Raw genomic sequence first — 21,929 nt, 5'->3', positions numbered from 1 at the left:
AAACTTCCATCTTTTTATCAAAGAATGCGAATTTAGATTTAATTACGGCACACCATCACAAAAGCTAAAAACTTTAAGAAAATGGTGTGAAATTTAGGGTTAATCTAGTACAGCCCCTATATCAATGTGCGCATGAATTTTATCCAAAACAAAAGCCCTTATTTGATAAGGGCTTTAAAAATCAAAGTGTGGCACCTAGTGGCAACTTACTTACAGTAAGTTTACGATTATCGCAGTATTTGTCGTACCATGCCTAGGCGTAACTATTTATACCACACTGCGACTACGTTTACATTATAACAATCCAAATAGCAAAATTCAAGCGCTACTCACTTAAAATCCCAAACACCTGCCGTAAATACGCCAAATAAGTGTCGTCTTGAATCATGGTCTTGCCGGGGCTGTCGGACAGCTTGGCGACTGGCTGACCGTTACATTCTACCAGCTTTAGCACGATGTTTAGCTGCGTTAGTCCCATGTCGTTGGTTAGGTTTGTGCCAATGCCAAAACCCGTCTTAATACGGTCTTTAAAATATTGGTGCAAATCCCACGCTTTTTGTAGCGTTAAGCCATCGCTAAACGTCAGACTCTTAGTTTTTGGGTCAATTTTCAGCTTTTTATAATGCGCAATCGCCTTTTCACCCCACTCGTACGGATCACCGCTGTCATGGCGCAATCCATCAAACAGCTTGGCAAAGTACAAATCAAAATCACGCAAAAACGCGTCCATGCCCACCACGTCCGTCAGCGCAATGCCCAAATCGCCACGATATTCACGCACCCAGCACTCCAGCGCCGCCTTTTGACTGTCTCGCAAGCGCACGTCCAGCGCCTGAAACGCCTGCATAAACTCATGCGCCATCGTGCCAATCGGCGTAATGCCAAGCTCTTTGGCAAGATACACGTTTGACGTACCACGAAAAATGCTCGGATAGCTGCCAGCAAGCGTGCGCACCACATGATAATGCCACGCCTTACTGTAGCGTCTGCGTGTGCCAAAATCCGCCACCGCAAAAGGATTATTCACGTCTTGCAAGGATTCAAAATGTTTGATGATTTGCACTTTTTCATCAAGGCGTTTTTGTCCTTCGTCAAGCGCTCCGCTGTCGGCAAGTCGTTGATAATACAGCTCATTGACAATCGCCAGCACAAAGATTTCAAAGAACATCGCCTGAATCATCGGCCCTTCAATGGCGATGTTTAGGCGGTTTTCATCATCAACAGACACCTTGATAAAGCGGCGTTTTAGTTGAAATAACTCTAAATAATCTACAAAATCAGACTTAATAAAACGCAAGCCACGCAAATAATCCAGCTCATCTTGGCGAAAAGTCAGCTCGCACAACAAATCAAGCTGCGCTTCTAAATCTGCACGAATGTCCGCCAGCGGATAAGCGGTCTGTTCGTTGTTGCGGCAGCGAAAACGATACACACCGTGCGTCTGCGGAAACTGGTGCAGCATGGCTTGCAGCATGGTGAATTTATACAGATCGTTATCCAAAAGGCTTGTGATGATTGGCGTGGTGCTTGGCATGACAGGCGTTGCCCTATAAATGCGTTTGCCATTTTTTGGCAAATCAATTTCAAATGATGATAAATTTAAACAATGCTGGGTTTAAACAATACTAAGTTTAAAACGATGGCGCAGCATAAACGCTGGCTAAATTGCCTATCATACCCAACTTTTGGTAATTTTGCATTAGCTTTGGGCATTTGGTTACAAAAAAGTTTGCCAACTGCTTTGGATTAAACCAAGACAACACCAAGATAAATACCAGAATTACCGATATGAAAATCCGCAATAAACCCACAGTGGTGAATTTCCTTTGGCAAATGGATAAAATTGGCGTAAAATAGCAAGCATAAAAGCGTTTGTTTGATTTGCCTGCTGATTTTGGGCGTATTTTTTAGACATATTGACGCTGTTTTTATTATCTATAAATAAAATTTATCATGACACACACCACTTCTGCCATTTCTTTGGATTTACCAAGCCTTGATTTGACTGACTTGCAATGGGAAAATCTGCACACCAGTATTCACCCAAATGCCGAGTACAACGCCACACACGACGCCATGCTGGCACGCATTTTGGCACGCATTGACGATAAAACCGCCCAAGCCGCCGCCAAAAATACACACACCACGCCTGATGAGCTGTGGCTGGTGGAGCATCAAGACGTGTACACGCTTGGGCAAGCAGGCAAACAAGAGCATATTTTATACCAAACTGGCACGCCCATTATTAAAACTGACCGCGGCGGACAAGTAACATGGCACGGTACAGGGCAGCTTGTGGCGTATTGGCTGTTTGATTTACACGCGCTTGGTTTGGGCGTGCGTGATTTGGTGAGCCATGCCGAGCAAGCGATTGAAGATGTGGTGGGCGAATATCTGCCAGACACGCTCATCGCCAAAGCCCGCCGAGACGCACCCGGAGTATACATTTATAACACCGATGGCGATATGCTGGGCAAGATTGCAAGTCTGGGTTTTAAAATCAAGCAAGGCTTTAGTTATCATGGCGTGGCGATTAACCTTACCAATGATTTATCCGCCTTTAACGCCATCAATCCGTGCGGCTATGCAGGTATGCAGATGGTGAAATTGAGCAGTTTTGGCAAATTTCAAGCCGAACAAACGCACGAATTTATTCGCAAATTTGCACAAAATATTCAAATGCGGCATAAAGGACAGATTGCACTTCGCACGATTTGATATTACAATGGCGACATCGGACGGTTTTTACAGTTTTTACAAACCGCTTTATCAAATCTTCATTTAAACTTAAACCTTTATTTAAACAAACCAAAATCGGAGCATCTTATGGCAGATTTTAACAAAATCCTAGACGCAGGCGACGTGGACGGCGGCGAAATTAACGTTGTGGTAGAAATCCCAACTGGCTCAAACCATAAAATCGAGTGGAACCGTGAATTGGCGTGCTTTGAGCTTGACCGTGTTGAGCCTGTGGCTTTCGCCAAGCCTTGCAACTACGGCTTCATTCCGCAAACGCTAGACGAAGACGGCGATGAGCTGGACGCACTAATCATCACCGACCAACCTTTGACCACTGGCATTTTCCTAAAAGCCAAAGTGATTGGCGTGATGAAATTTGTGGACGATGGCGAAGTGGACGATAAAGTTATCGTTGTACCAGCGGACGACCGCAACAACGGCAACGCGTACAATAGCCTTGATGATTTGCCAAAACAACTAATCAAGCAGCTTGAATTCCACTTCAATCACTACAAAGACCTAAAAAAAGCAGGCACTACCAAAGTGGAAGGTTTCTTTGACGCTGAAGAAGCGAAAAAAGTCATCAAAGAAAGTCAAAAACGCTGGGTTGAAAAAGTCTAAATTTCAAATACAAAAAATACACCCTAAACCAAGGGTGTATTTTTTATTAAAGCTAATAACCACAATCGTGGGCAGCCTGCATCATTGCTGCTTGAGAATTCTCAAGAGATTCATTTGCAATACTTAATTGAACACTTCCTTTTGGCAAAAGCCAAATTCTCAATTCTTCAGCCGATAGCTGTGCAAACACCTTATCCATTACACAATTGCACGCACTCCTTGCATTGGGCATTTGATGCTGAAAGCGACCAATACAATCTTCAATCGTCTTTTCCTTAACCATCTGCTTTATTTCACTATCACTTATTTGGTTAAGATAAGCGACCGCCTCATCATCAGTAAGCATTCTTGGTTCTGAATGTGTCCCGCTATGTTCACAGCCTAATAAGCATACAGCCAAAATGCCAACAACTAAAAATCTCACTACACACTCCCTAAGAAAATAGGTACATCAAACCACGCACCGTACCAACTGGCACAAACAAAACAATATCAGCAATCGCCCACATTATTTTGCCGTTTTGCACGTCTTTAATAATGGCATAAATCGGCATAAGAAAACCCAAAAACGCCTGAACCCCCCATAAAGCTATCGTAAAAATAACTGCAACAAAAGAAGAAAGCCCATCTTTAGCATTGTTAGAATTTGACATAAAAAATCCTTAAAAGTCTATAAAAGAGTAAATTTTAATAATTTTACATTATAAAAGATATTTTATCAAGCGTAAAAATAAGGAAAAATAATCCATAAAAGTGTACTTAACAAAGGTGTCAAAATGCCAAAACCTCCTGCTGCCAAAGTAGATGAACTAATTGGCAAGCGCATTCAGTCAAAACGCAAAGAAAAAGGATATTCTGCAGACAAGTTGTCAGAGATGATAGGCATTTCTCAGCAGCAACTATCACGTTATGAGCGTGGCACAAATAAAATTAACGTTGCTCATTTGGTGGATATTGCCAATTTTCTACAAACACCGATCAGTTACTTTTTTACCGATTGTATGAAAAAAGCTTCGTGGAATAATGATGAGCTTGACAGACATTGGCAAGATTTAACAGTCGTACAAAAATTAGTTTTGATTGATTTTATTAAGGCTTTCACAAACAAACATAACACCCCTTAAACAAATAACCCCAAGTCTATTCGCCTTAGGGTTATTTGCTTGCTGCTTTACTCAATACTTTTTCTTACGATATTTACGCATGGCTTTAGCGCGCACAAGCCGCTCAGAATACACAAACCACTTGCCAAAACGCTGATAGCCAATCGCCGCGCACAAAATCACCGTCATCGGCAAAAGCATGGAAAGATAGCCAAACTTGGCATACAGCACCACCGCCACAAAACCACCGATTAAAAATCCCCACCACAGCGCACTGTGTAAAATCACCTTATTTTTATCCACCTTACGCCCCACCAGCCAATGCCCGACCGTCGCCCCTAAATCAGAAGTCGTACCCGTCAAATGCGTGGTGCGCACCACCGTGCCGCCATAAGTCGTTACCATGGAATTTTGCAGTCCGCACGCCATGGCAATCATCATTTGCCCAAAATAATTGTCCTGCAAATACAGCAGTAAACTTGCGCCCAAAAGCACAAATTCTAGGTACATCGCATAGCCATAATTGCGATTGATGTTCAGCTCGCTTGCACCAATAATCATGCCACTTAGCACCGAACCCAACCAAAAAGACGCGATGGAAATCAAAAACAGCTTAAAATTCACCCAATCATCGCTCAAAAACGACACCACAAGCGAACTGACATTGCCTGTAACGTGCGATGCCGAAATGTGCGTAAACCCCATCAATGCGGTCGTGTTCAAAATCCCTGCACAAAACGCCAGCACCACCGCACCGCACAGCACCCAAGTTGGAATTTTATCAGCCATTTTTACAAAAATTCACACAATAAAATTCTATTGTAACGATTTTACAGCAAAAAGAAAAGCGCACTTGTCAAATCACATCATGAAATCACATCATCAAAACACCACCCAGCCATTTTACTCACGGTTTATCAAGCACGAATAAAAAACCGCTCACGAACATCGTAAGCGGTCTGCTTTTCTGACGTGCTAGGCGTGGTAATTATTCGTCATCGCCAGCCATTGCCATGATTTGCTCGCTGATGGCAACGGTATTAAAGCCTGCATCCACAAACAAAATCTCGCCTGTGATGCCACTTGCCCATGGCGACAGCAAGAATAATGCTGCGTTACCAACTTCTTCTTGGCTGACGTTGCGTTGTAGTGGCGCGATTTTCTCACTCACGTCCAGCATTTTACGGAATGATTTAATGCCTGACGCCGCCAAAGTGCGAATCGGGCCTGCCGAAATGGCATTGACACGAATGCCTTCGCCGCCCAATGAGCTTGCCAAATAGCGCACAGACGCTTCAAGGCTTGCTTTTGCCATGCCCATGACGTTGTAATTTGGCAATACCGAAATGCTGCCTTCATAGGTCAAAGTCAGCATTGAGCCACGGCGCGCCGCCAAAAGCTCACGTCCTGCCTTGGCAAGCGCCACAAAGCTGTACGCACTCACATCGTGAGCGATTGCTGAGCCTTCACGCGTGGTGGCGCTCGTGAAATCACCGTCCAGCTGGTCTGCTGGCGCAAAACCGATGGCGTGTACAATGCCGTTTACGCCACGATCATCGCCTTGCCCCCAAATGCGTGCCACCTCATCAAAGCACGCGGTGATGGACTCATCAGACGACACATCACATTCAATCACAGCAGTGGCGTTGAACGCTTCGGCAGCCATATCCACACGTTTTTTGATTTTGTCGTTTGGGTACGTCAAAATCAGCTCTGCGCCTTCACGGTGTAGACTTTCGGCAATCGCCCATGCGATAGAAAGTTTGCTGGCAATGCCCGTTACCACAAAGCGTTGACCTTTTAATAACATAATGATAATCCTATGATTTATGATGACAAAAGCTGATTTGACAGCTTGATTTGCCTTGTTTTTAAGTGAACGCTTGTATTATAGCATGAAATTTTTATGAATGGGAATTTTTGTACAACTGTAAACCGTTTTAGTTGCCAATATCCATCATTAGTCATTTATCAAATAAGCGCTTTAAACCACTTTAGACAAATCAAATTCATGCACCGAATCCACAAAGATTTTGGCGTGTTCTGGATTTGCCCACTGCGTGATACCATGCCCAAAGTTTGCCACATAGCCTGTGCGGATACCGTTTTGGTATACGTCCGTCAGCATTTGCGTGGTGGCAGCTTGAATGGCTTGTGGCGTGCCGTACAGCGTTGCAGGGTCAAGATTGCCTTGAATGGCTTTGGTCGCACCCAGAATTTGGCGTGCTTTATCCAGCGGCATTGTCCAATCACAGCCTAGTGCGTCTGCATCGCTGTCAGCTTGAATGTCCAGCCACAATCCACCGCCTTTGGTGAACAGCACCACAGGCACGTCAGGGTGGCGCACTTTTAGTTCGGCAGCGATTTGGCGGTTATAAGCGTGGCTAAATTCGGCAAATTGACGATGTCCCAGCGCACCGCCCCAGCTGTCAAAGACTTGCACCAGCTGCGCGCCTGCTTTGATTTGTGCGTCTAAATACTCAATCACCGCTTCGGTCAGCTTACCAAGCAAAGCGTGTAGCAGCTCTGGCGTGGCGTACATCATTTGCTTGGCGTGGCGATAATCACGGCTGCCACCACCTTCAATCATATAAGTCGCCAGTGTCCAAGGACTGCCACTAAAACCAAACAGCGGTACCGCACCACCAAGCGCATGGCGAATGCTTGTTACTGCGTCCGTCACATAGCTTAAATCCGCCATGTTTAGCTTTGGTAGATTGGCGATGTCGGCTTCGGTGCGCACCGTCTTGGCAAAGCGCGGGCCTTCGCCAGTCTCAAAATACAGTCCCAAACCCAGCGCATCAGGCACGGTCAAAATATCGCTGAACAAAATTGCCGCATCCAGCTCAAAACGGCGCAAAGGCTGCAAGGTTACTTCTGTGGCACGAGCGGTGTCTTTACACAGGCTTAAAAAATCCCCCGCTTCAGCGCGCGTTGCCTTATATTCTGGCAAATATCGCCCTGCTTGGCGCATCATCCACACAGGCGTGGTGTCCACAGGCTCAAAACGCAGCGCACGCAGCAAACGGTCATTTTTTAGCGTAGGAAAAGTTGCCGCCATAATATTCCCCAAAATATAAGTTAATGAATGTGAAAATTGATAAATCTGGATGGTTTAAAAATATGCCAAGTTAGAAAAATTGTTCGTGGTGAGCTTGTCAAACCATCACAGTTTTTGAGCCCAAAATCTAAACTTGGCACATTGCCAAGATAGCAAGGTGCAAATGCTTGCCATTTTAGCATATTTTTGCTACTTTGTGGCTGTTAAGATGACAAGCTGGCATTTGTTTCGCCAAACAATGCGTTTTAAGTTTTATTAAATATCACCAAATCTGGTCAAATTTGCCAAGCGACAAAACCAAACCACCAAATAAAAACGCACTTGCTAATTCAAGTGCGTTCAAGCCAGCTTAAAAAATCCGATTGCCAGCACCTTTGTCAAATTTGCCGATGTTTTTCTCAACATTTTGAGCGATGGCAAGATAATGCTTAGCAAAATCGTCATCCGCCAGCACACTTGGCGTGCCTGCGTCCATTTGCTTGCGAATGCCTGCCGCCAGTGGCAACTGCCCAAGCAGCGGCACTTGGTAGGCTTGCGCCAGTTTGTCGCCGCCATCTGCGCCAAAAATCGCTTCGGTATGACCACAATTTGAACAAGTATGCAACGCCATATTTTCCACCACGCCAAGCACAGGGATTTGCGTTTTGATAAACATCTCCATGCCTTTTTGTGCGTCCAAAAGCGCAATGTGCTGCGGCGTGGTAACAATCACCGCACCCGTTACAGGAATGCGCTGCGCCAATGTCAGCTGCACATCGCCCGTCCCCGGCGGCATATCCACCACCAAATAATCCAGTTGCGGCCAGTTGGTTTGGTTGTACAGCTGCATGAGCGCGCCAGTCGCCTTAATGCCCCGCCACGCCACAGGCGTACTCTCGCCATCAAGCAAGCTACCAATAGACAGCATGGCAATACCGTGCGCATCAATCGGCACGAATTGATCATTTTCTACTTGCGGTTTCACGCCTGCCACGCCCAGCATATCAGGAATGGACGGCCCGTAAATGTCCGCATCTAAAATGCCCACACGCTTGCCAAGTTTTTGTAAAGCCAGCGCCAAATTGACGGTCGTGGTGGATTTGCCCACACCGCCCTTGCCAGACGCCACAACGATGATGTGGCGAATGCGTGGGTGCGGTGCAAGACTTGCCTGCGTTGGGGCTTTTTTGGTAGGTTCGCTGTCAGCTTGTGTGGGGATTTTATCGGTTTTATCGGTGCTTGGTTTGGCTTGTGGTTTTGACTTATCTTTTGGGTCAAACACTTGCGCAGAAGCACTCGCTGGTGCTGGCACGGCATCGCTTAGGCGCACATCTACGTTAATCTGCGCCACACCTAATAAATGCAGGCGTGCTTGCAAGTCTTGATACAGCTTGTCAATCTCAGCACGATTGGCGTCTTTATGCACACGCAGCGCCAAATTCAGCACATCGCCATCAAGCGCCTTATCAACGATAAACTCGCCCAGCGGCTTACCAAACACCGTAAAATCTTTGAGCGTTTTATCCACGTCAGTCATGCTGATGGTGGGTTTTTTCTTAAATAAATTAAACATGGTTTTCACTTATTGTTTTGATTTATAGCCAAATAATCGCATTTACAGCTGAATAATAGCACTTTTTGCCAACTTAGCCAAACAATCCGTCCGTGCGCGGCTTACTTAAAATGCCCACATAAGACACACAAAACAGCGCAAAACTGACAATCCACAGCACTTGCGACACCAAAATCCACGTCAAATATTCACCGCCAAACATCGGCAGCAGCACACGCACAAGCCCTGCGCCAATCATCAATAAGAAAATCGCGCTCACAGTTTTTGGCGGCTGATGGATATTACGCCCTGTATGCCCAAGCGACACGCGCGCCATCATCGCCACCGTCATCAGCCCAATGCCAAACAGCGCAAGACCATGCAGCGCAAGGCTATGCAAGTTTAGCGCACTGTCCACGAATGGATACACCGCAAGCAAAATCAGGCTTGCCACCATGCCCACAAAACCCAAATACAACGACCACAGCAAAGGCTTTTGCCAAATACCTGCGTGATACCAGTTTTTTAGGCGCAATACATTGGCAAGCGCACAAATCAGCGCAAACACCGCCGCCACCATTGGCAAGCGCACAAACACATCAAACACCAAAAGCCCCGCCAAGCCAATCAGACTTGCCCTGTCTAAAATGTCCGAATTTTTTTGCTCAAGCGTGATACCATTTGGCTTGCCTGTATTATCCACGCTCACGCCTTTGGTGATAAAAAACGGCAACACACGGCGACCGATGGTAAACACCACACCAATCACCAAAAGCAGCGCAAAATACAGCGCGCCTTGCTGCAGCGGCAAAGACTGTGTGAACACACCCATAAAAAACGCTGCCTGCGCCAAAAACAGCAACACCAATTTTGCCACTATGCCGATTTGGCGTTTTTGGCGTGCCAACCACACCGCGCGCACCACCGCATAGCTTGTCAAACCCCAAAACAGCAAATCCAGCACCAAAGCTGCCACCAGCATGGCAGTGCTTGGCGTAGCGTGCAATCCCAGCCACACGATTCTAGCCAGCGCCCACGGCACAAAAATCGCCAGCAGTCGCCAACCATAAGGCATACTCTGCCCTGTCCACGTCTTGACCGCCGTCAATAAAAAGCCTGCAATCACCGCCAGCGCATAGCCAAAAATCATCTCATGCCCATGCCAATAATACGGACTGACCGCCCCTTTAAAAGGTGCAAAACCCTGCAAAATCGCAAGCCACAGCACCATGCTGACGATGGCAAAAACAGCAGAACCCACAAAAAACACACGAAAACCCAAATTTAATATTGGGTGTGGCGATGTGGGGCGTTTGGCGGTATTTTGAATGTTCATGAGCATAATTTTTCCAGTATTATCAAAGTGTTAATGTTTTTGTATCAATATTTTGTTAATTTTTAAAATGGTTTGAAAGCGGTTTTTGGTTGGTTTTATTTGTCAAATTTACAAGCAATTTTTAGCCATTAAGCGGTTTCTTGTCTAAACATATATTTAAAATATATGTTTTATGCGTTCATCATACGCTTTTTGATTCAGATTTGCAACCAATCAATCACGCACCAAAAATGATAAAGATGCGCTAAAATCGCCTGTCATTGCCAACTTTGGCAAATCTTACGCCTTTATAAAATGCAACTTTTGGATAAATGAGCACATTATAGAGAAAATTGCAAAATTTTGATAGAATAGGCGATTGATTTTCCTTATTTTACCAGTCCATCTTACAATTATCCGCCATGAACGCACAAACCCAAACGCCTGCCCACACGCCAATTTTGCTCAGCGATTATGATTATGAATTGCCAGAAAATTTAATCGCCACACATCCGCTAGACACCCGCTCAGCTTCTCGGCTGCTGTGCGTGGCAAATGGTGCGCTGACAGACTGCCAATTTGCCGACTTGCCAAAACTACTAAACGCTGGCGATTTGCTGGTGATGAACGACACCAAAGTCATGAAGGCACGCTTATTTGGCAAAAAAGAAACTGGCGGTGCGGTGGAAGTGCTGATTGAGCGCATTATTGACCCACAAAAGCACATCGCCATTTGCCACATCAAGGCAAGCCGTGCGCTAAAAGCTGGGCAAAGTGTGAGTTTGGCAGATGGTAATATGCGCGCCACCATGCTGGAGCGTGCGCAAAATTTATTTGTTTTACAATTTGACGCACCGATTTTGGCGGATTTGGAGAGATTTGGCGAATTGCCGATTCCGCCTTATTTTGACCGTGCCGCCGACACTCAAGATGACGAACGCTACCAAACCATCTTTCACGACCCGAAGAAAACCGCAAGCGTTGCCGCACCGACCGCAAGTCTGCATTTTGATGACGCCACGCTAAATGCTTTGAAAGATAAGGGCGTGGACACCGCTTTTGTAACGCTGCACGTTGGCGCAGGCACTTTCGCCCCTGTCAAGACGGACGATGTCAGCCAGCACGTCATGCACGCAGAGTTTGCGCACCTGCCCCAAGCGACTGCCGATAAAATCAACGCCACCAAAGCGCGCGGCGGCAAAATCATCGCCGTTGGCACGACTGTTACACGCGTCCTAGAAACCGCGCACTTACACCGCAAAGACGGTAAACTTGCCGAATTTGCAGGCGATACGCAGATTTTCATTTATCCGCCTTATCAATTTGGCGTGGTGGACAGACTCATCACCAATTTTCATTTGCCAAAATCCACGCTGCTCATGCTGGTATCCGCCTTTGCTGGCACGACAACCATTCGCCACGCCTATCAGCACGCCATCGCCCATCAATACCGCTTTTTTAGCTATGGCGATGCGATGCTTTTGGATAAATGTGGTGGCGAGATGGCATAAGTTTGGATTAAATCCATTTAAGATAATAAAGCCTGACAAAACATCAGGCTAAGATAGAAAAGCAAGTCAGCGCACCACCCAATTAACCGTCCTAAGGCCATCGACTCGGCTAAATTCAGCTTGGTTATCCGTCACCAAAATCAACCCCTGACTTCTGGCGTGCGCTGCAATGTGCGTGTCATTTTCGCTGATTAGACAGCCTTGTTTTTTAAGTGCAGCGTAAATATCGCCATAATGCTCACTCACAGCTGGCGTATAATCCAGCACCGTCAGCCGTGACAAAAAATCGTCCACTTGGCGCAAATTTTTCTCAACGTGCTGGCTGTTATACACACCAAAATACAGCTCAGACACCGAAATGCTACTGATACAAATGCGGCTGGCGTATTGGTTGAACTTATTGAGCGCAGATAATGGACGCTCTTTAATCACAAAAATGGCGGTATTTGTATCAAGCATAAACGTCAGCATGGTAATTCCCACTTTTAATCAAGCATTGTTTCATCAAGCGCGATTGAATTGAGCGTCGTTTTGTCAAACGCCTTTAATCAAAAGTCAAGCGCTCGCTTGGTTTGGCAGACGCTTTATCCACCATAAAATCATCACTCACACGCTCATCGGACAAAAAGAAAGAATCCCACACGCCGTCCACAGGACTTAAAATGCGCTCATTGCCTACTTTGCGAATCATCACTTGCTTGACGTGATCAGCAAAACGCATATCGGCTGGAATGCGCACCGACTGCGTGCGATTATTCATAAAAACACTGGCGTACGACATAATTTTTTACCCCTTGATGTAGTTGATAATATTGCCCAGCCGTAAAACTTAAAACTCTAAAACTTAGAACAAATATATAGCATAACTATATACATTTCACCAACAACTGTCAATAATTACCACCACAATCTTAAAATATCCTACTGTTTAAACCACAAAAATCTAAAAATTCAGCACAATTTTTACAATCATCGCCACAAAGCATCGGTAAACCCAGCTACTCTATCGCAAACCACGCCCAAAAATGCTATAATTTCCCCAAACTTATCACATTCATTCAAACTTATGAAATTCACTCTACACAACACCGACAACGGCAACAACCACGCACGACGTGGCACGGTTCATCTGGCACATGGCGATGTGCAAACCCCTGCTTTTATGCCTGTGGGGACTTATGGCACGGTCAAAGGTATGCTGCCGCGCGACATTCACGGCATTGGCGCAGACATCATCTTGGGCAACACTTTTCATCTGTGGCTGCGTCCCGGCATGGAAGTGATTCGTGAATTTGGCGGCTTGCACCAATTCATCGGCTGGGATAAACCCATGCTCACCGATTCAGGCGGTTTTCAGGTGTTTAGCCTTGGCGCCATGCGTAAAATCAGCGAAGAAGGCGTGGCGTTTCGCTCGCCTGTAGATGGTGCGAAGGTATTTTTATCGCCAGAAACTTCCATGCAAATTCAGCACACGCTCAATTCTGACATCGTCATGCAGTTTGACGAATGCACGCCTTATCCTGCCACGCACCTAGAAGCGCAAAAATCCTTGGAGCTGTCTTTGCGCTGGGGGCAACGCTGCCTTGATGAGCATCACAAACTTGGCAATAAAAACGCCCTATTTGGTATTGTGCAAGGCAGTATGTATAAAGATTTGCGTATGCAGTCATTAGAAGGCTTGCTTGCCATGCCGTTTGATGGCTATGCGATTGGCGGTCTGTCGGTGGGCGAGCCAAAAGATGAGATGATTGGCGTGCTAAATTACCTACCAAAAGCCATGCCAGCGGACAAGCCACGCTATTTGATGGGCGTGGGCAAACCTGCCGACATCGTAGAAGCGGTGCGCCGTGGCGTGGATATGTTTGATTGCGTCATGCCAACACGCAACGCACGCAACGGGCATTATTTTGTGACAGGCAGCACCGAAAATAAAGGCGTGGTGCGCATCAAAAACAGTCAATACCGCACCGACCACGCACCGCTTGATGAGCATTGCGACTGCTACACCTGCCAAAATTTCAGCCGTGCGTACCTATATCATCTGCACAAATGTGGCGAAATGCTCTCGGCACAGCTTGCCACCATTCATAATCTGCACTACTACCAGCGTCTGATGGCAGATATTCGCAGCAGCATCGAGCAAGGCAAATTTGACGAATTTGTCAGCGAATTTTATGGCAGATGGGGCATAGACGTGCCAGCCTATGATAAAAACGCCCACTAAAACGGAGAATTAGTTATGATTTATGGCATTTCTTTGGCGGTGTATGTGGCGGTTTTTGCTGCTGGTCTGTACATTGTGCGCAAGCACCCAGCACACATCGAGCGTCTTATCACCAAAATCTGCCTTTTGGGGTTTTTACACAAATCGCCATCAATTACATTTTTTGGGGCAATCCTGCGGCGTTTTTTGAAGGCGATCCACTGGCAAGCAGCGAACGCTTGGCGGTGAATTTTATGTTTTTGTGCTTGATTAGCATCTTTTGCTATGCGTCTTTGTTGGTGCTGCTTTATAAGGCGAAAGATTTTTATCACGATGATGATGCGTGATAAAATTTGCAAGCTGGGTCAATCCGTAGACTTAGTTGGTGCAAACAACCCAACCTTTTAAAAGCCAATTTTAATCCCTTTTGATTTTTATCAAGCCCAATTTGTAGATTGACCGCTTTAAAACCTTGCTTTCATAAAAAACACGCCATCATTTGATAGCGTGTTTTTGTTTTTATGAATTGCCAAACTGTCGGCAATTTCATCATCAGTCATCACTTGGCACTTTGTCCATGTCAATGTCAGGATTTTTCATCAGGTGAATGGACGACAGCACAAGACCACCCCAAATCGCCAACATAGCAATCACCATGATTGTTACTGCGGTACTATTCATGATACTCTCCTTTTTGTTCGCCATGTGCATCAACGCCGCGCGCCTTGGTCAGTAGCAATGCGCCAAAGGCAAAAATAGCGACCACGCCCCAGCCAAACACCAGCTGCGTTACAAAATCATAACCGCCATAACCTTCGGTCAGTAGTGATTTTAGGCTCAATACCAATGCCGCAATCAGTGAAATTGGCGTAATGACAGTCAGCATAAACGCCCAGCCAGTGCCCACTTTGAAACTTGAAATGGCATTGATGTGGCGAATCAGCTTATTCAGCACAGGACGGTTAAACCAAGTTACCCAAATGATAGACAAAATCGCACCCACAACCACGCCGATGTTATTGGCGAAATGGTCAATCACATCAACGAACGTAATCGATGTTTTGGTTGAGAACAGCACCAATGAAATCAGCGCAGACACACCGCCCACGATGGCTACAGATTTTTTGTGCGACCAGCCGAATTTATCTTCCATTGCCGAGATTGGCACTTGAATGATACTTGCCATTGACGTGATACCTGCCACGGTCAAAGATGCAAAAAACAGTACGCCAATGATGGTACCAGCATCACCCATTGATGAGATGATTTTCGGGAAAGCGATGAACGCAAGACCGATACCGCCTGACACCACTTCTGCCACAGGCTTGCCAGACGCAGCCGCCATAAAGCCCAGCACCGAGAAAATACCGATACCCGCTAGGATTTCAAAAGATGAGTTGGCAAAACCTACCACCAAGCCAGAGCCTGTCAAGTTGGCGTTTTTACGCAGATATGACGCGTAAGTTACCATGATGCCAAAGCCGATGGACATAGAGAAAAACACATGGCCAAATGCCGCAAGCCAAACGCTTGGGTTTTTCATGGCTTCCCAGTTTGGCGTGAAAAAGGCGTTTAGACCTTCTACCGCACCCGGCAAGCGCACCGCTTGGAATACCATCACGCCAAACATCACCACCAACAGCGGAATAAAAATCTTGTTGGCAAGCTCAACACCGCGGCGAATACCGCCATACATGATAAACAGCGCGACAATCCACACCAAAAGCACGCCCACAAACAAATGCGGCACGAAAGTGAAATCTAACCCAGAGCCGTTTTGTAGGTAATGGTTAAAGAAAAAGCCTTCGGTGTCTTCGCCCCACGCTTGGTTAAAGGCGTAAATGGTGTATTGACCTGCCCAGCTTAGCACGCCAGCATAGTAAATACCGATGATACTGCACACCAAAACTTGCCACCAGCCCACGATTTCTTGGGATTTAATCATGCGGCGATACGCTGTCGGTGGCGCGCCACGGTACTTTTGACCTGACACGTAGTCAAGGAACAACAGCGGAAAACCTGCCGCCACCAACGCAACCAAATACGGAATAAAGAATGCACCGCCGCCGTTTTCGTACGATACATAAGGGAAACGCCAAATATTCCCCAAACCTACAGCCGAACCTACGGCCGCCAAAATAAAACCAGAGCGTGCTGACCAACTCTCACGTTGTCCTGCCATGTTGCCCTCCTTAATAAATAACGCAAATGCAAATTCCTAAAGCATTTGCAAAATCAAATCTGTGCCAGCATACCAATATGGCAAACGGACACAAACAACACTCTTGGCAAGTATTCCTAAATTCTAAAAAACCCATAACAAATCGCTATGGGTTTTGAAAAATCCTAAAATTTTTCCTTGCCTTGAATGTATCTTAGCAAATTCTTTACAGCAAATCAATATTTGTGTAACATCTCAACAACCTTTATTGACAAAATTTTTCATCGCCTGATTGGCAGATTTTTTCAATTAAAAGCATACGTCTAAAAATTTACGCACAAACAAAAAACCCACCGTTATTCACGATGGGCTTCGTTGATGGTTTTTTAACGTCAATCAACGAATCAAACCACGCTTACTGTTATTCAAAGAATCAATCAGCAGCTGCACTTTTGGCTCAGTAGCAAGCAATTCTTGTAATTTCGCCAGCGCTTCATCACGCAATAATCCCAAACGGAAAATCACACGATACGCTTCGTCCAGCGTCTTAATCGTCTCAGCACTCCAGCCTTTGCGGCGCATACCTTCTTTATTTAAGCCGTGCGCCTTGGCAGGATTGCCAGACACTGTTACAAAAGCCGCCACGTCCTTTAAAATCAGACTTGCGCCGCCAATCATGCTGTAATCATCAATACGGCAAAACTGATGAATGCCAGATTGTCCTCCGATGATGACGTGATTGCCGATGTGGCTATGCCCTGCCACGCCCACGTTATTGGCAAGCACGTTATGATTGCCCACCACACAATCGTGCGCAATGTGCGTATTCACCATGAATAAGTTATGGCTGCCGATTTTAGTGATGCTTTGGTCTTGGGCGGTGCCACGATGAAAAGTGCAAGACTCACGAATGCGGTTATAATCACCGATGTGTAGATAGGTTTCTTCGCCTGCGTATTTTAAATCCTGCGGATTTTCGCCCACGCTGGCAAATTGATAAATCTCGTTATGCTTGCCGATGGTGGTATTTTCACCTACGATGACGTGGCGATGTAGTACCGTGTGCGCACCGATTCGGCTGTTTTTACCCACGATACAATACGGCCCAATCACAGCGGTATCGTCAATGTGGGCGCTGTCGTCAATGATGGCGGTTGGGTGAATATTCATACTTACTCCTTGCCGTCAATCACGCAATGTCGCTCACTTTTTGGCGCGCAATCATAATCTCTGCGCTGCACGCCAACTGCCCATCCACATGAGCGCTGCAACTAAACTTATAAATATCACGCTTATTCATGATGGCTTTTGAGCGAATCACCAGCTGATCGCCCGGCGTTACCAGTTTTTTGAAGCGCACTTTATCCACGCCTGCGAACAGGTACAGATAGCCATCTTCGCCAGTTTGTCCTGCGCTGATGAACGCCAGCACGCCTGAGATCTGTGCCATCGCTTCTACCATCAGCACACCCGGCATGATTGGATTGTCAGGAAAATGCCCGTTAAACAGCTCTTCGTTGATGGTGATGTTTTTGATGCCTGTAATCCAGTTTTCTGGCGAGCAAGCCGTAACACGGTCAATCAGCATGAACGGATAACGATGCGGCAAGTAATGCTTGAGCTGGTCGTATTTTAAAGGCAGCGTTACCTTGCGCGCTTCTAAGCCTGCCAAATCTTCGCTGCTTAATAAATCATAATCAATCAATGAATGAGTCATGTGTTTTGCCTGCGTCATCGTTGTTTTCGGCTTTGCGCCTGTTTCAACTTTAAATGTGGTATAAATTTAAATGTGGTATAAAATGATGGATTGGGTGATTAAGTCTTGATAAATCAAATTAACTTATGATGTTTTAATCATCGTCTAAAGATGTTTAAAACAAACGCCCATCAGACTTTCAAAAGTCAAATCCATGCTTAGTTTAGCATTTTACTTTTCGTCTTTGCTTTAGTGTTTTTCGCCCATTTGACGAAATTTCACCGCCGCTCTGCGCCACTGCATAGACGGCATGGCTGGCGTACCTGATGAGTACACGCCCGCTTCGGTGATGGAGCTTGTTACCATCGCCATGCCTGTGAACGTAACGCCATCGGCAATGTGCAAATGTCCGTTCATGCCCACCGCACCGCCAACGATACAGTTTTTGCCAATCACTGTGCTGCCTGCAATGCCTGCTTTGGCAGCGATTGCCGTGCCTGCGCCAATCTGTACATTATGAGCGATTTGCACCAAATTATCAATGATGACGTTATCGGCAATCTGCGTATCTTCTACCGCACCACGATCCACGCAAGTATTACTACCAATGCGCACATGATTACCAATCACCACACGTCCCAGCTGAGCAATGCGCTGCCACGCCACGCTGTTTTCGCTCATTTTTGGCGCAAAACCAAACCCTTCTGAGCCGATACTGGCATGACTATGCACACGCACATCATCGCCCAGCACACAGTCATGCGCAATCACCGCGTGCGCTGCAATATGGCATTGCTCGCCTATCACCACATCATCACCAATTACCGCATGACTGCCAATGTGCGAGCCAGCGCCAATCACCGCACGCTCACCAATCACCGCATACGCACCCACCGACACATCAGCGCCAAGCTTGGCTGATGGTGCAATCACGGCTGTCTGATGAATGCCATCAGGCGCACGCTTAGCAAAAAGCGTGCTGATACTGGCGTGCGCCAAATACGCATCTTTGACAATGATAAGCACCGTGCCAGCAGGCGCAGCGTCTTGATGGGCGTTTGCGATTTTTTCACTGATCAGCACCACGCCTGCACTTGTATTTGGCAAATCTTTGGCGTACTTAGCGTGTGATAAAAACGCCACAGCGTCAGCGTCCGCCTTTTCTAGCGTCATCACTTTTTGGACGGACACACTCACGCCATCAAGCACCGCTTTATTTAATACAGGCTGCACGCACTCAATAGCACCAATCAATTCAGATAAAGTTACCATCAGAATACGCTACCAATCTGGAACTGAATGTTTTCGGTTTGGTCGCCTGCTTTTTTGTTCAATGGCTTGGCATAGCTGATAGAAATCGGGCCAATCGGCGTGTACCACGTTGCGCCCACGCCCGCACTGTAGCGCAGCTCATTATCGGTAGAAAGCAGCGGATAATTTTCTACAGAAAGCGCACCGTTAGAATGCTGTCTTGCACCAACATCGCCTGTCAATGCTGGAATATTGACCGTTTCTTTGTCTCTGCCTGTGGTGTCAAAGACTTGACCTGCGTCAAAGAAAATCACAGGACGCACCTGATCTGCCCAATCGCCTTTAAACGGCATTGGCAAAATCAGCTCCGCACCAAAGCTCGCCAGCGCATTACCGCCCACTTTCTCGCCACGCTGCGCAAATCCTGAACGAGCTGCCGCATACGCTGCTGATCTTGGGCCTAGGCTTGATGCGTCATAGCCACGCACTGAGCCATAACCACCAGCGTAGAAGTTTTCATAAAACGGCAAGTCGTTGCCGTAGCCAAGTTTCGTCCAGCCGCGTAAAATCGTGCCTTTCCACAGTGGGAAATAGGCATTACCACGATAATTCACTTTTTGGAAGGTTCTATCACCAAAGCCTAAGGTCAAATCCACTTCATGGCTCATGCCTTTCGTTGGGAATACTGGGCGGTCAAGGCTTGAATAGTTCCAGCCCAAGATGGCATTATAAGTGGTGTAGTCTTTTTCAAAACTTGGGTCTGTGCCAGTGATGTCGCCGTTTTCATTATAAATAGGCGTATAATCACCCTTGCCACCATCGTCCAAAAGCTGCTTAACATTGGCAATGCCCATATAAGGGCCGCCACGCACTTTGGTGTTATCAAAGTTCAAGCCACCGCTGATGCGCTGATTTTCGTTAATCGGATAGCCATAGCTGAGCGTTGCACCGTACGAGTCCAGCACATAGTTTGAGATGTTTTTGCTGTCGTATTTGGTTTTACGGTGATAAGCATTCACGCTTTGCGATACGCCATTTTCGGTAAAGAACGGATTGGTCATGCCAAGGCTATAAGACTCACGCGTCTCCGAACGTGTGAAGCCTGCGGTTACTCGGTTGCCTGTACCCATGAAGTTGTTTTGCGACAAATCCACTTGGAAGGTGATACCGCCCGACTGCGAATAACCTGCCGCCAACGTCGATGAACCAGACGGCTGCTCTTCAACAATGAAGTTTAGATCAATTTGGTCTGGCGAATTTGGCACAGCACGCGTTTCAACTTTTACGTCCTTAAAAAAGCCAGTGCGCATCAAGCGCGCACGCGACAGCTGAATTTTTTGGTTGGAAGCCAGCGCACCTTCCAGCTGGCGCATTTCACGGCGCATGACTTCATCTTTGGTCTTGATGTTGCCGCTAAAATTGATACGGCGCACATACACAGGACGCACAGGGTCAATATAATAATCCACATTCACCGTACGATTGGCGTCATCAATGTGCGAAATTGGGCGAATTTGCGCATAATAATAGCCATCATCGCCAAATTTATTGGTGATGTTTGCGGTCGCTTCGTCCAATTTGGCTTGCGAATAGCTCTCGCCTGCCTTAAAAGTAATCAGCTCAGACAAAGCGTCATCATCATAAGTGGTCTTACCCAAAAAGCGCACGTCGCCAAATTGATAACGCTCGCCTTCATCTACAGCAATCTCCACAAAGACTTTATTCTTATCTTCGTCAATGTTCAGCGCAGAATTGTCAATTTTAAAGCGCACAAAGCCTTCGTTTTGGTATTTGGCTTTTAGCCCTTCAAGGCTGGCGTTGAATTTTTCTTGGGTGTAGCGGTCTTTTTTGGACAAAGGGTTCAAGTTGCTGTCTTTGATGGCAAGCTCGCTTTTAATGTCGTCATCGCTAAAATAATGGTTGCCAATGATATTAATATCCACGATTTTAGCGGCCTTACCTTCAATAAACTCAATATCCAGCTTTACGCGGTTGCCATCAAGCTCGGTTTGTTTGACCTTGATGTCGCTGTTGTAATAGCCTTGTGAGATGTATTGGTTTTTTAGCTCGGTTTCAATGATGTGTACAGTGGATTGCTTCAGCACACCGCCCACTTCAAGCCCTGTCGCCTTAAGACCTTCAGTTAAGCCGTCTTTTGGAATCAGTCGATTGCCTTCAAAGTTAATCTCAGCAATGGTCGGACGCTCGGTAACAAAAAACACCAGCTGATCGCCACGCACGTCCGCTTGCACATTAGAAAATTGCCCAGTGGCGTACAGCGCACGAATGCTGTCGGCAAGCTCGCTGTCGCTCACGCTTTGCCCCATGCGAATCGGCAAGATGGTTTGCAAGCTCTCAACCGTTACTCGCTGCAAGCCAGAAATAGCAAGGTCATTCACCACAAAGGATTCTGCACGCGCTTGCGTTGCCATAATCATCATCACCGAAGCGGCAATGCTTGTGGTTACAAAGCGAGAAAAATTAGGCTTTGACATAATTACTTCCAGTTTTTTTGTTAGTTTACAATTTTTTAGTTTGCAATTTTACGGCTTGCCAGTCTGATTGCGTTTTGGTGAAATTTGGCTGAATTTAGCGGTGTGTTTGCCTGCATATTTTTATCATAGCAAGGCAAACACCTAAGAACAAATCCACACAAAATACCACAACCGAGTAACGCTGGCAAATTCATCGCACACTTTGGTGTGCTAAGGTAAGCGAAAACGGCAATTTTGGCAAG

General features: G+C 46.3%; 22 protein-coding genes and 1 pseudogene. 7 read left to right on the top strand and 16 right to left on the bottom strand.

Going from position 1 to position 21,929, the window contains the following annotated elements; genetic code table 11:
- Positions 1 to 97 (top strand): annotated as a pseudogene (locus tag B0181_RS11890) (IS1595 family transposase); the annotation flags it as partial.
- A gap of 228 nt (positions 98 to 325) precedes the next feature.
- On the opposite strand, the gene pncB reads toward B0181_RS11890, so the two are convergent.
- Complete coding sequence (gene pncB / locus B0181_RS05965; protein ID WP_078276593.1) at positions 326 to 1,534, bottom strand: nicotinate phosphoribosyltransferase; 1,209 nt, start codon at positions 1,532 to 1,534, stop codon at positions 326 to 328.
- Positions 1,535 to 2,076: 542 nt separating this feature from the next.
- Here pncB and lipB point away from each other — a divergent pair.
- Both lipB and B0181_RS05955 read left to right on the top strand, forming a co-directional pair.
- On the top strand, positions 2,077 to 2,718 hold the full coding sequence (lipB, locus tag B0181_RS05960) for a lipoyl(octanoyl) transferase LipB (protein WP_242620086.1): 642 nt from the start codon (positions 2,077 to 2,079) through the stop codon (positions 2,716 to 2,718).
- 108 nt (positions 2,719 to 2,826) lie between these two features.
- Positions 2,827 to 3,360 (top strand): inorganic diphosphatase, encoded by a 534-nt coding sequence (locus B0181_RS05955; RefSeq protein ID WP_078276592.1) that lies wholly within the window; start codon positions 2,827 to 2,829, stop codon positions 3,358 to 3,360.
- A 52-nt stretch (positions 3,361 to 3,412) separates the two neighbouring features.
- Here the strand turns inward: B0181_RS05955 and B0181_RS05950 are convergent, their stop codons facing one another.
- Both B0181_RS05950 and B0181_RS05945 read right to left on the bottom strand, forming a co-directional pair.
- Positions 3,413 to 3,706 carry a hypothetical protein gene (locus tag B0181_RS05950; RefSeq protein ID WP_078276591.1) on the bottom strand — a complete coding sequence of 98 codons (294 nt, stop codon included), beginning with the start codon at positions 3,704 to 3,706 and terminating at the stop codon, positions 3,413 to 3,415.
- An 88-nt stretch (positions 3,707 to 3,794) separates the two neighbouring features.
- The gene (locus tag B0181_RS05945) at positions 3,795 to 4,013 is read right to left on the bottom strand and encodes a hypothetical protein (RefSeq protein WP_078276590.1); all 219 of its coding nucleotides are present in this window, start codon (positions 4,011 to 4,013) and stop codon (positions 3,795 to 3,797) included.
- Between the two features lie 123 nt (positions 4,014 to 4,136).
- On the opposite strand from B0181_RS05945, the gene B0181_RS05940 reads away from it, so the two are divergent.
- Positions 4,137 to 4,484, top strand: coding sequence for a helix-turn-helix domain-containing protein (locus B0181_RS05940; RefSeq protein WP_078276589.1), 348 nt, complete (start codon positions 4,137 to 4,139; stop codon positions 4,482 to 4,484).
- Positions 4,485 to 4,535: 51 nt separating this feature from the next.
- Here B0181_RS05940 and B0181_RS05935 read toward each other — a convergent pair whose 3' ends face one another.
- The 5 genes from B0181_RS05935 to B0181_RS05915 form a co-directional block, all read right to left on the bottom strand.
- Positions 4,536 to 5,252, bottom strand: coding sequence for a YoaK family protein (locus tag B0181_RS05935; protein WP_078276588.1), 717 nt, complete (start codon positions 5,250 to 5,252; stop codon positions 4,536 to 4,538).
- Between the two features lie 199 nt (positions 5,253 to 5,451).
- A complete protein-coding gene (locus B0181_RS05930; protein ID WP_078276587.1) occupies positions 5,452 to 6,273 on the bottom strand; it encodes an enoyl-ACP reductase FabI in 822 nt (273 codons plus the stop codon).
- A gap of 174 nt (positions 6,274 to 6,447) precedes the next feature.
- Positions 6,448 to 7,524 (bottom strand): uroporphyrinogen decarboxylase, encoded by a 1,077-nt coding sequence (gene hemE / locus B0181_RS05925; protein WP_078276586.1) that lies wholly within the window; start codon positions 7,522 to 7,524, stop codon positions 6,448 to 6,450.
- A 349-nt stretch (positions 7,525 to 7,873) separates the two neighbouring features.
- Positions 7,874 to 9,076, bottom strand: a complete 1,203-nt coding sequence (gene apbC, locus B0181_RS05920; RefSeq protein ID WP_078276585.1) for an iron-sulfur cluster carrier protein ApbC — start codon at positions 9,074 to 9,076, stop codon at positions 7,874 to 7,876.
- A gap of 73 nt (positions 9,077 to 9,149) precedes the next feature.
- Complete coding sequence (locus tag B0181_RS05915; protein WP_078276584.1) at positions 9,150 to 10,397, bottom strand: NnrS family protein; 1,248 nt, start codon at positions 10,395 to 10,397, stop codon at positions 9,150 to 9,152.
- Positions 10,398 to 10,792: 395 nt separating this feature from the next.
- Here B0181_RS05915 and queA point away from each other — a divergent pair, with 395 nt between their 5' ends.
- Positions 10,793 to 11,881: a tRNA preQ1(34) S-adenosylmethionine ribosyltransferase-isomerase QueA gene (gene queA / locus B0181_RS05910; RefSeq protein ID WP_078276583.1), complete on the top strand. Its 1,089-nt coding sequence runs from the start codon at positions 10,793 to 10,795 to the stop codon at positions 11,879 to 11,881.
- Between the two features lie 66 nt (positions 11,882 to 11,947).
- On the opposite strand, the gene vapC is transcribed toward queA, so the two are convergent.
- Together vapC and vapB are read right to left on the bottom strand one after the other, a co-directional pair.
- The gene (gene vapC, locus B0181_RS05905) at positions 11,948 to 12,352 is read right to left on the bottom strand and encodes a type II toxin-antitoxin system tRNA(fMet)-specific endonuclease VapC (RefSeq protein WP_078276582.1); all 405 of its coding nucleotides are present in this window, start codon (positions 12,350 to 12,352) and stop codon (positions 11,948 to 11,950) included.
- 73 nt (positions 12,353 to 12,425) lie between these two features.
- A complete protein-coding gene (gene vapB, locus B0181_RS05900) occupies positions 12,426 to 12,662 on the bottom strand; it encodes a type II toxin-antitoxin system VapB family antitoxin (RefSeq protein ID WP_078276581.1) in 237 nt (78 codons plus the stop codon).
- 285 nt (positions 12,663 to 12,947) lie between these two features.
- Here vapB and tgt point away from each other — a divergent pair, with 285 nt between their 5' ends.
- Complete coding sequence (gene tgt / locus B0181_RS05895) at positions 12,948 to 14,105, top strand: tRNA guanosine(34) transglycosylase Tgt (protein ID WP_078276580.1); 1,158 nt, start codon at positions 12,948 to 12,950, stop codon at positions 14,103 to 14,105.
- 15 nt (positions 14,106 to 14,120) lie between these two features.
- The gene (locus B0181_RS05890; RefSeq protein WP_078276579.1) at positions 14,121 to 14,333 is read left to right on the top strand and encodes a hypothetical protein; all 213 of its coding nucleotides are present in this window, start codon (positions 14,121 to 14,123) and stop codon (positions 14,331 to 14,333) included.
- Positions 14,334 to 14,636: 303 nt separating this feature from the next.
- Here B0181_RS05890 and B0181_RS05885 read toward each other — a convergent pair whose 3' ends face one another.
- The 6 genes from B0181_RS05885 to bamA form a co-directional block, all read right to left on the bottom strand.
- A complete protein-coding gene (locus B0181_RS05885) occupies positions 14,637 to 14,765 on the bottom strand; it encodes a methionine/alanine import family NSS transporter small subunit (RefSeq protein WP_078276578.1) in 129 nt (42 codons plus the stop codon).
- Positions 14,758 to 16,266 (bottom strand): sodium-dependent transporter, encoded by a 1,509-nt coding sequence (locus B0181_RS05880; RefSeq protein WP_078276577.1) that lies wholly within the window; start codon positions 16,264 to 16,266, stop codon positions 14,758 to 14,760. The genes B0181_RS05885 and B0181_RS05880 overlap by 8 nt, the downstream gene beginning before the upstream one ends.
- 375 nt (positions 16,267 to 16,641) lie before the next feature.
- Positions 16,642 to 17,415 carry an acyl-ACP--UDP-N-acetylglucosamine O-acyltransferase gene (lpxA, locus tag B0181_RS05875; protein WP_078276576.1) on the bottom strand — a complete coding sequence of 258 codons (774 nt, stop codon included), beginning with the start codon at positions 17,413 to 17,415 and terminating at the stop codon, positions 16,642 to 16,644.
- 19 nt (positions 17,416 to 17,434) lie between these two features.
- Complete coding sequence (gene fabZ / locus B0181_RS05870; RefSeq protein ID WP_078276599.1) at positions 17,435 to 17,962, bottom strand: 3-hydroxyacyl-ACP dehydratase FabZ; 528 nt, start codon at positions 17,960 to 17,962, stop codon at positions 17,435 to 17,437.
- 228 nt (positions 17,963 to 18,190) lie between these two features.
- Positions 18,191 to 19,213: a UDP-3-O-(3-hydroxymyristoyl)glucosamine N-acyltransferase gene (gene lpxD / locus B0181_RS05865; protein WP_078276575.1), complete on the bottom strand. Its 1,023-nt coding sequence runs from the start codon at positions 19,211 to 19,213 to the stop codon at positions 18,191 to 18,193.
- Positions 19,213 to 21,687, bottom strand: coding sequence for an outer membrane protein assembly factor BamA (gene bamA / locus B0181_RS05860; protein WP_078276574.1), 2,475 nt, complete (start codon positions 21,685 to 21,687; stop codon positions 19,213 to 19,215). The genes lpxD and bamA overlap by 1 nt, the downstream gene beginning before the upstream one ends.
- Positions 21,688 to 21,929 lie beyond the last annotated feature (242 nt).

It is taken from the genome of Moraxella caviae (genome assembly GCF_002014985.1).
Taxonomy (GTDB): domain Bacteria; phylum Pseudomonadota; class Gammaproteobacteria; order Pseudomonadales; family Moraxellaceae; genus Moraxella; species Moraxella caviae.
Note: the sequence above shows the minus strand (reverse complement) of the source record. Positions and strands in the feature narration are given on the sequence as shown.

Bases quoted from the DNA above. Each gene is read 5' to 3' on its own strand.
- vapC (WP_078276582.1), bottom strand. From the start codon at position 12,352: ATGCTGACGTTTATGCTTGATACAAATACCGCCATTTTTGTGATTAAA.
- tgt (WP_078276580.1), top strand. From the start codon at position 12,948: ATGAAATTCACTCTACACAACACCGACAACGGCAACAACCACGCACGA.
- bamA (WP_078276574.1), bottom strand. From the start codon at position 21,687: ATGTCAAAGCCTAATTTTTCTCGCTTTGTAACCACAAGCATTGCCGCT.
- B0181_RS05930 (WP_078276587.1), bottom strand. From the start codon at position 6,273: ATGTTATTAAAAGGTCAACGCTTTGTGGTAACGGGCATTGCCAGCAAA.
- fabZ (WP_078276599.1), bottom strand. From the start codon at position 17,962: ATGACTCATTCATTGATTGATTATGATTTATTAAGCAGCGAAGATTTG.
- B0181_RS05950 (WP_078276591.1), bottom strand. From the start codon at position 3,706: ATGCTTACTGATGATGAGGCGGTCGCTTATCTTAACCAAATAAGTGAT.
- lipB (WP_242620086.1), top strand. From the start codon at position 2,077: ATGCTGGCACGCATTTTGGCACGCATTGACGATAAAACCGCCCAAGCC.
- B0181_RS05940 (WP_078276589.1), top strand. From the start codon at position 4,137: ATGCCAAAACCTCCTGCTGCCAAAGTAGATGAACTAATTGGCAAGCGC.
- B0181_RS05880 (WP_078276577.1), bottom strand. From the start codon at position 16,266: ATGGCAGGACAACGTGAGAGTTGGTCAGCACGCTCTGGTTTTATTTTG.
- lpxD (WP_078276575.1), bottom strand. From the start codon at position 19,213: ATGGTAACTTTATCTGAATTGATTGGTGCTATTGAGTGCGTGCAGCCT.
- B0181_RS05890 (WP_078276579.1), top strand. From the start codon at position 14,121: ATGATTTATGGCATTTCTTTGGCGGTGTATGTGGCGGTTTTTGCTGCT.
- B0181_RS05955 (WP_078276592.1), top strand. From the start codon at position 2,827: ATGGCAGATTTTAACAAAATCCTAGACGCAGGCGACGTGGACGGCGGC.
- B0181_RS05935 (WP_078276588.1), bottom strand. From the start codon at position 5,252: ATGGCTGATAAAATTCCAACTTGGGTGCTGTGCGGTGCGGTGGTGCTG.
- lpxA (WP_078276576.1), bottom strand. From the start codon at position 17,415: ATGAATATTCACCCAACCGCCATCATTGACGACAGCGCCCACATTGAC.
- apbC (WP_078276585.1), bottom strand. From the start codon at position 9,076: ATGTTTAATTTATTTAAGAAAAAACCCACCATCAGCATGACTGACGTG.
- hemE (WP_078276586.1), bottom strand. From the start codon at position 7,524: ATGGCGGCAACTTTTCCTACGCTAAAAAATGACCGTTTGCTGCGTGCG.
- vapB (WP_078276581.1), bottom strand. From the start codon at position 12,662: ATGTCGTACGCCAGTGTTTTTATGAATAATCGCACGCAGTCGGTGCGC.
- pncB (WP_078276593.1), bottom strand. From the start codon at position 1,534: ATGCCAAGCACCACGCCAATCATCACAAGCCTTTTGGATAACGATCTG.
- B0181_RS05885 (WP_078276578.1), bottom strand. From the start codon at position 14,765: ATGAATAGTACCGCAGTAACAATCATGGTGATTGCTATGTTGGCGATT.
- B0181_RS05945 (WP_078276590.1), bottom strand. From the start codon at position 4,013: ATGTCAAATTCTAACAATGCTAAAGATGGGCTTTCTTCTTTTGTTGCA.
- B0181_RS05915 (WP_078276584.1), bottom strand. From the start codon at position 10,397: ATGCTCATGAACATTCAAAATACCGCCAAACGCCCCACATCGCCACAC.
- queA (WP_078276583.1), top strand. From the start codon at position 10,793: ATGAACGCACAAACCCAAACGCCTGCCCACACGCCAATTTTGCTCAGC.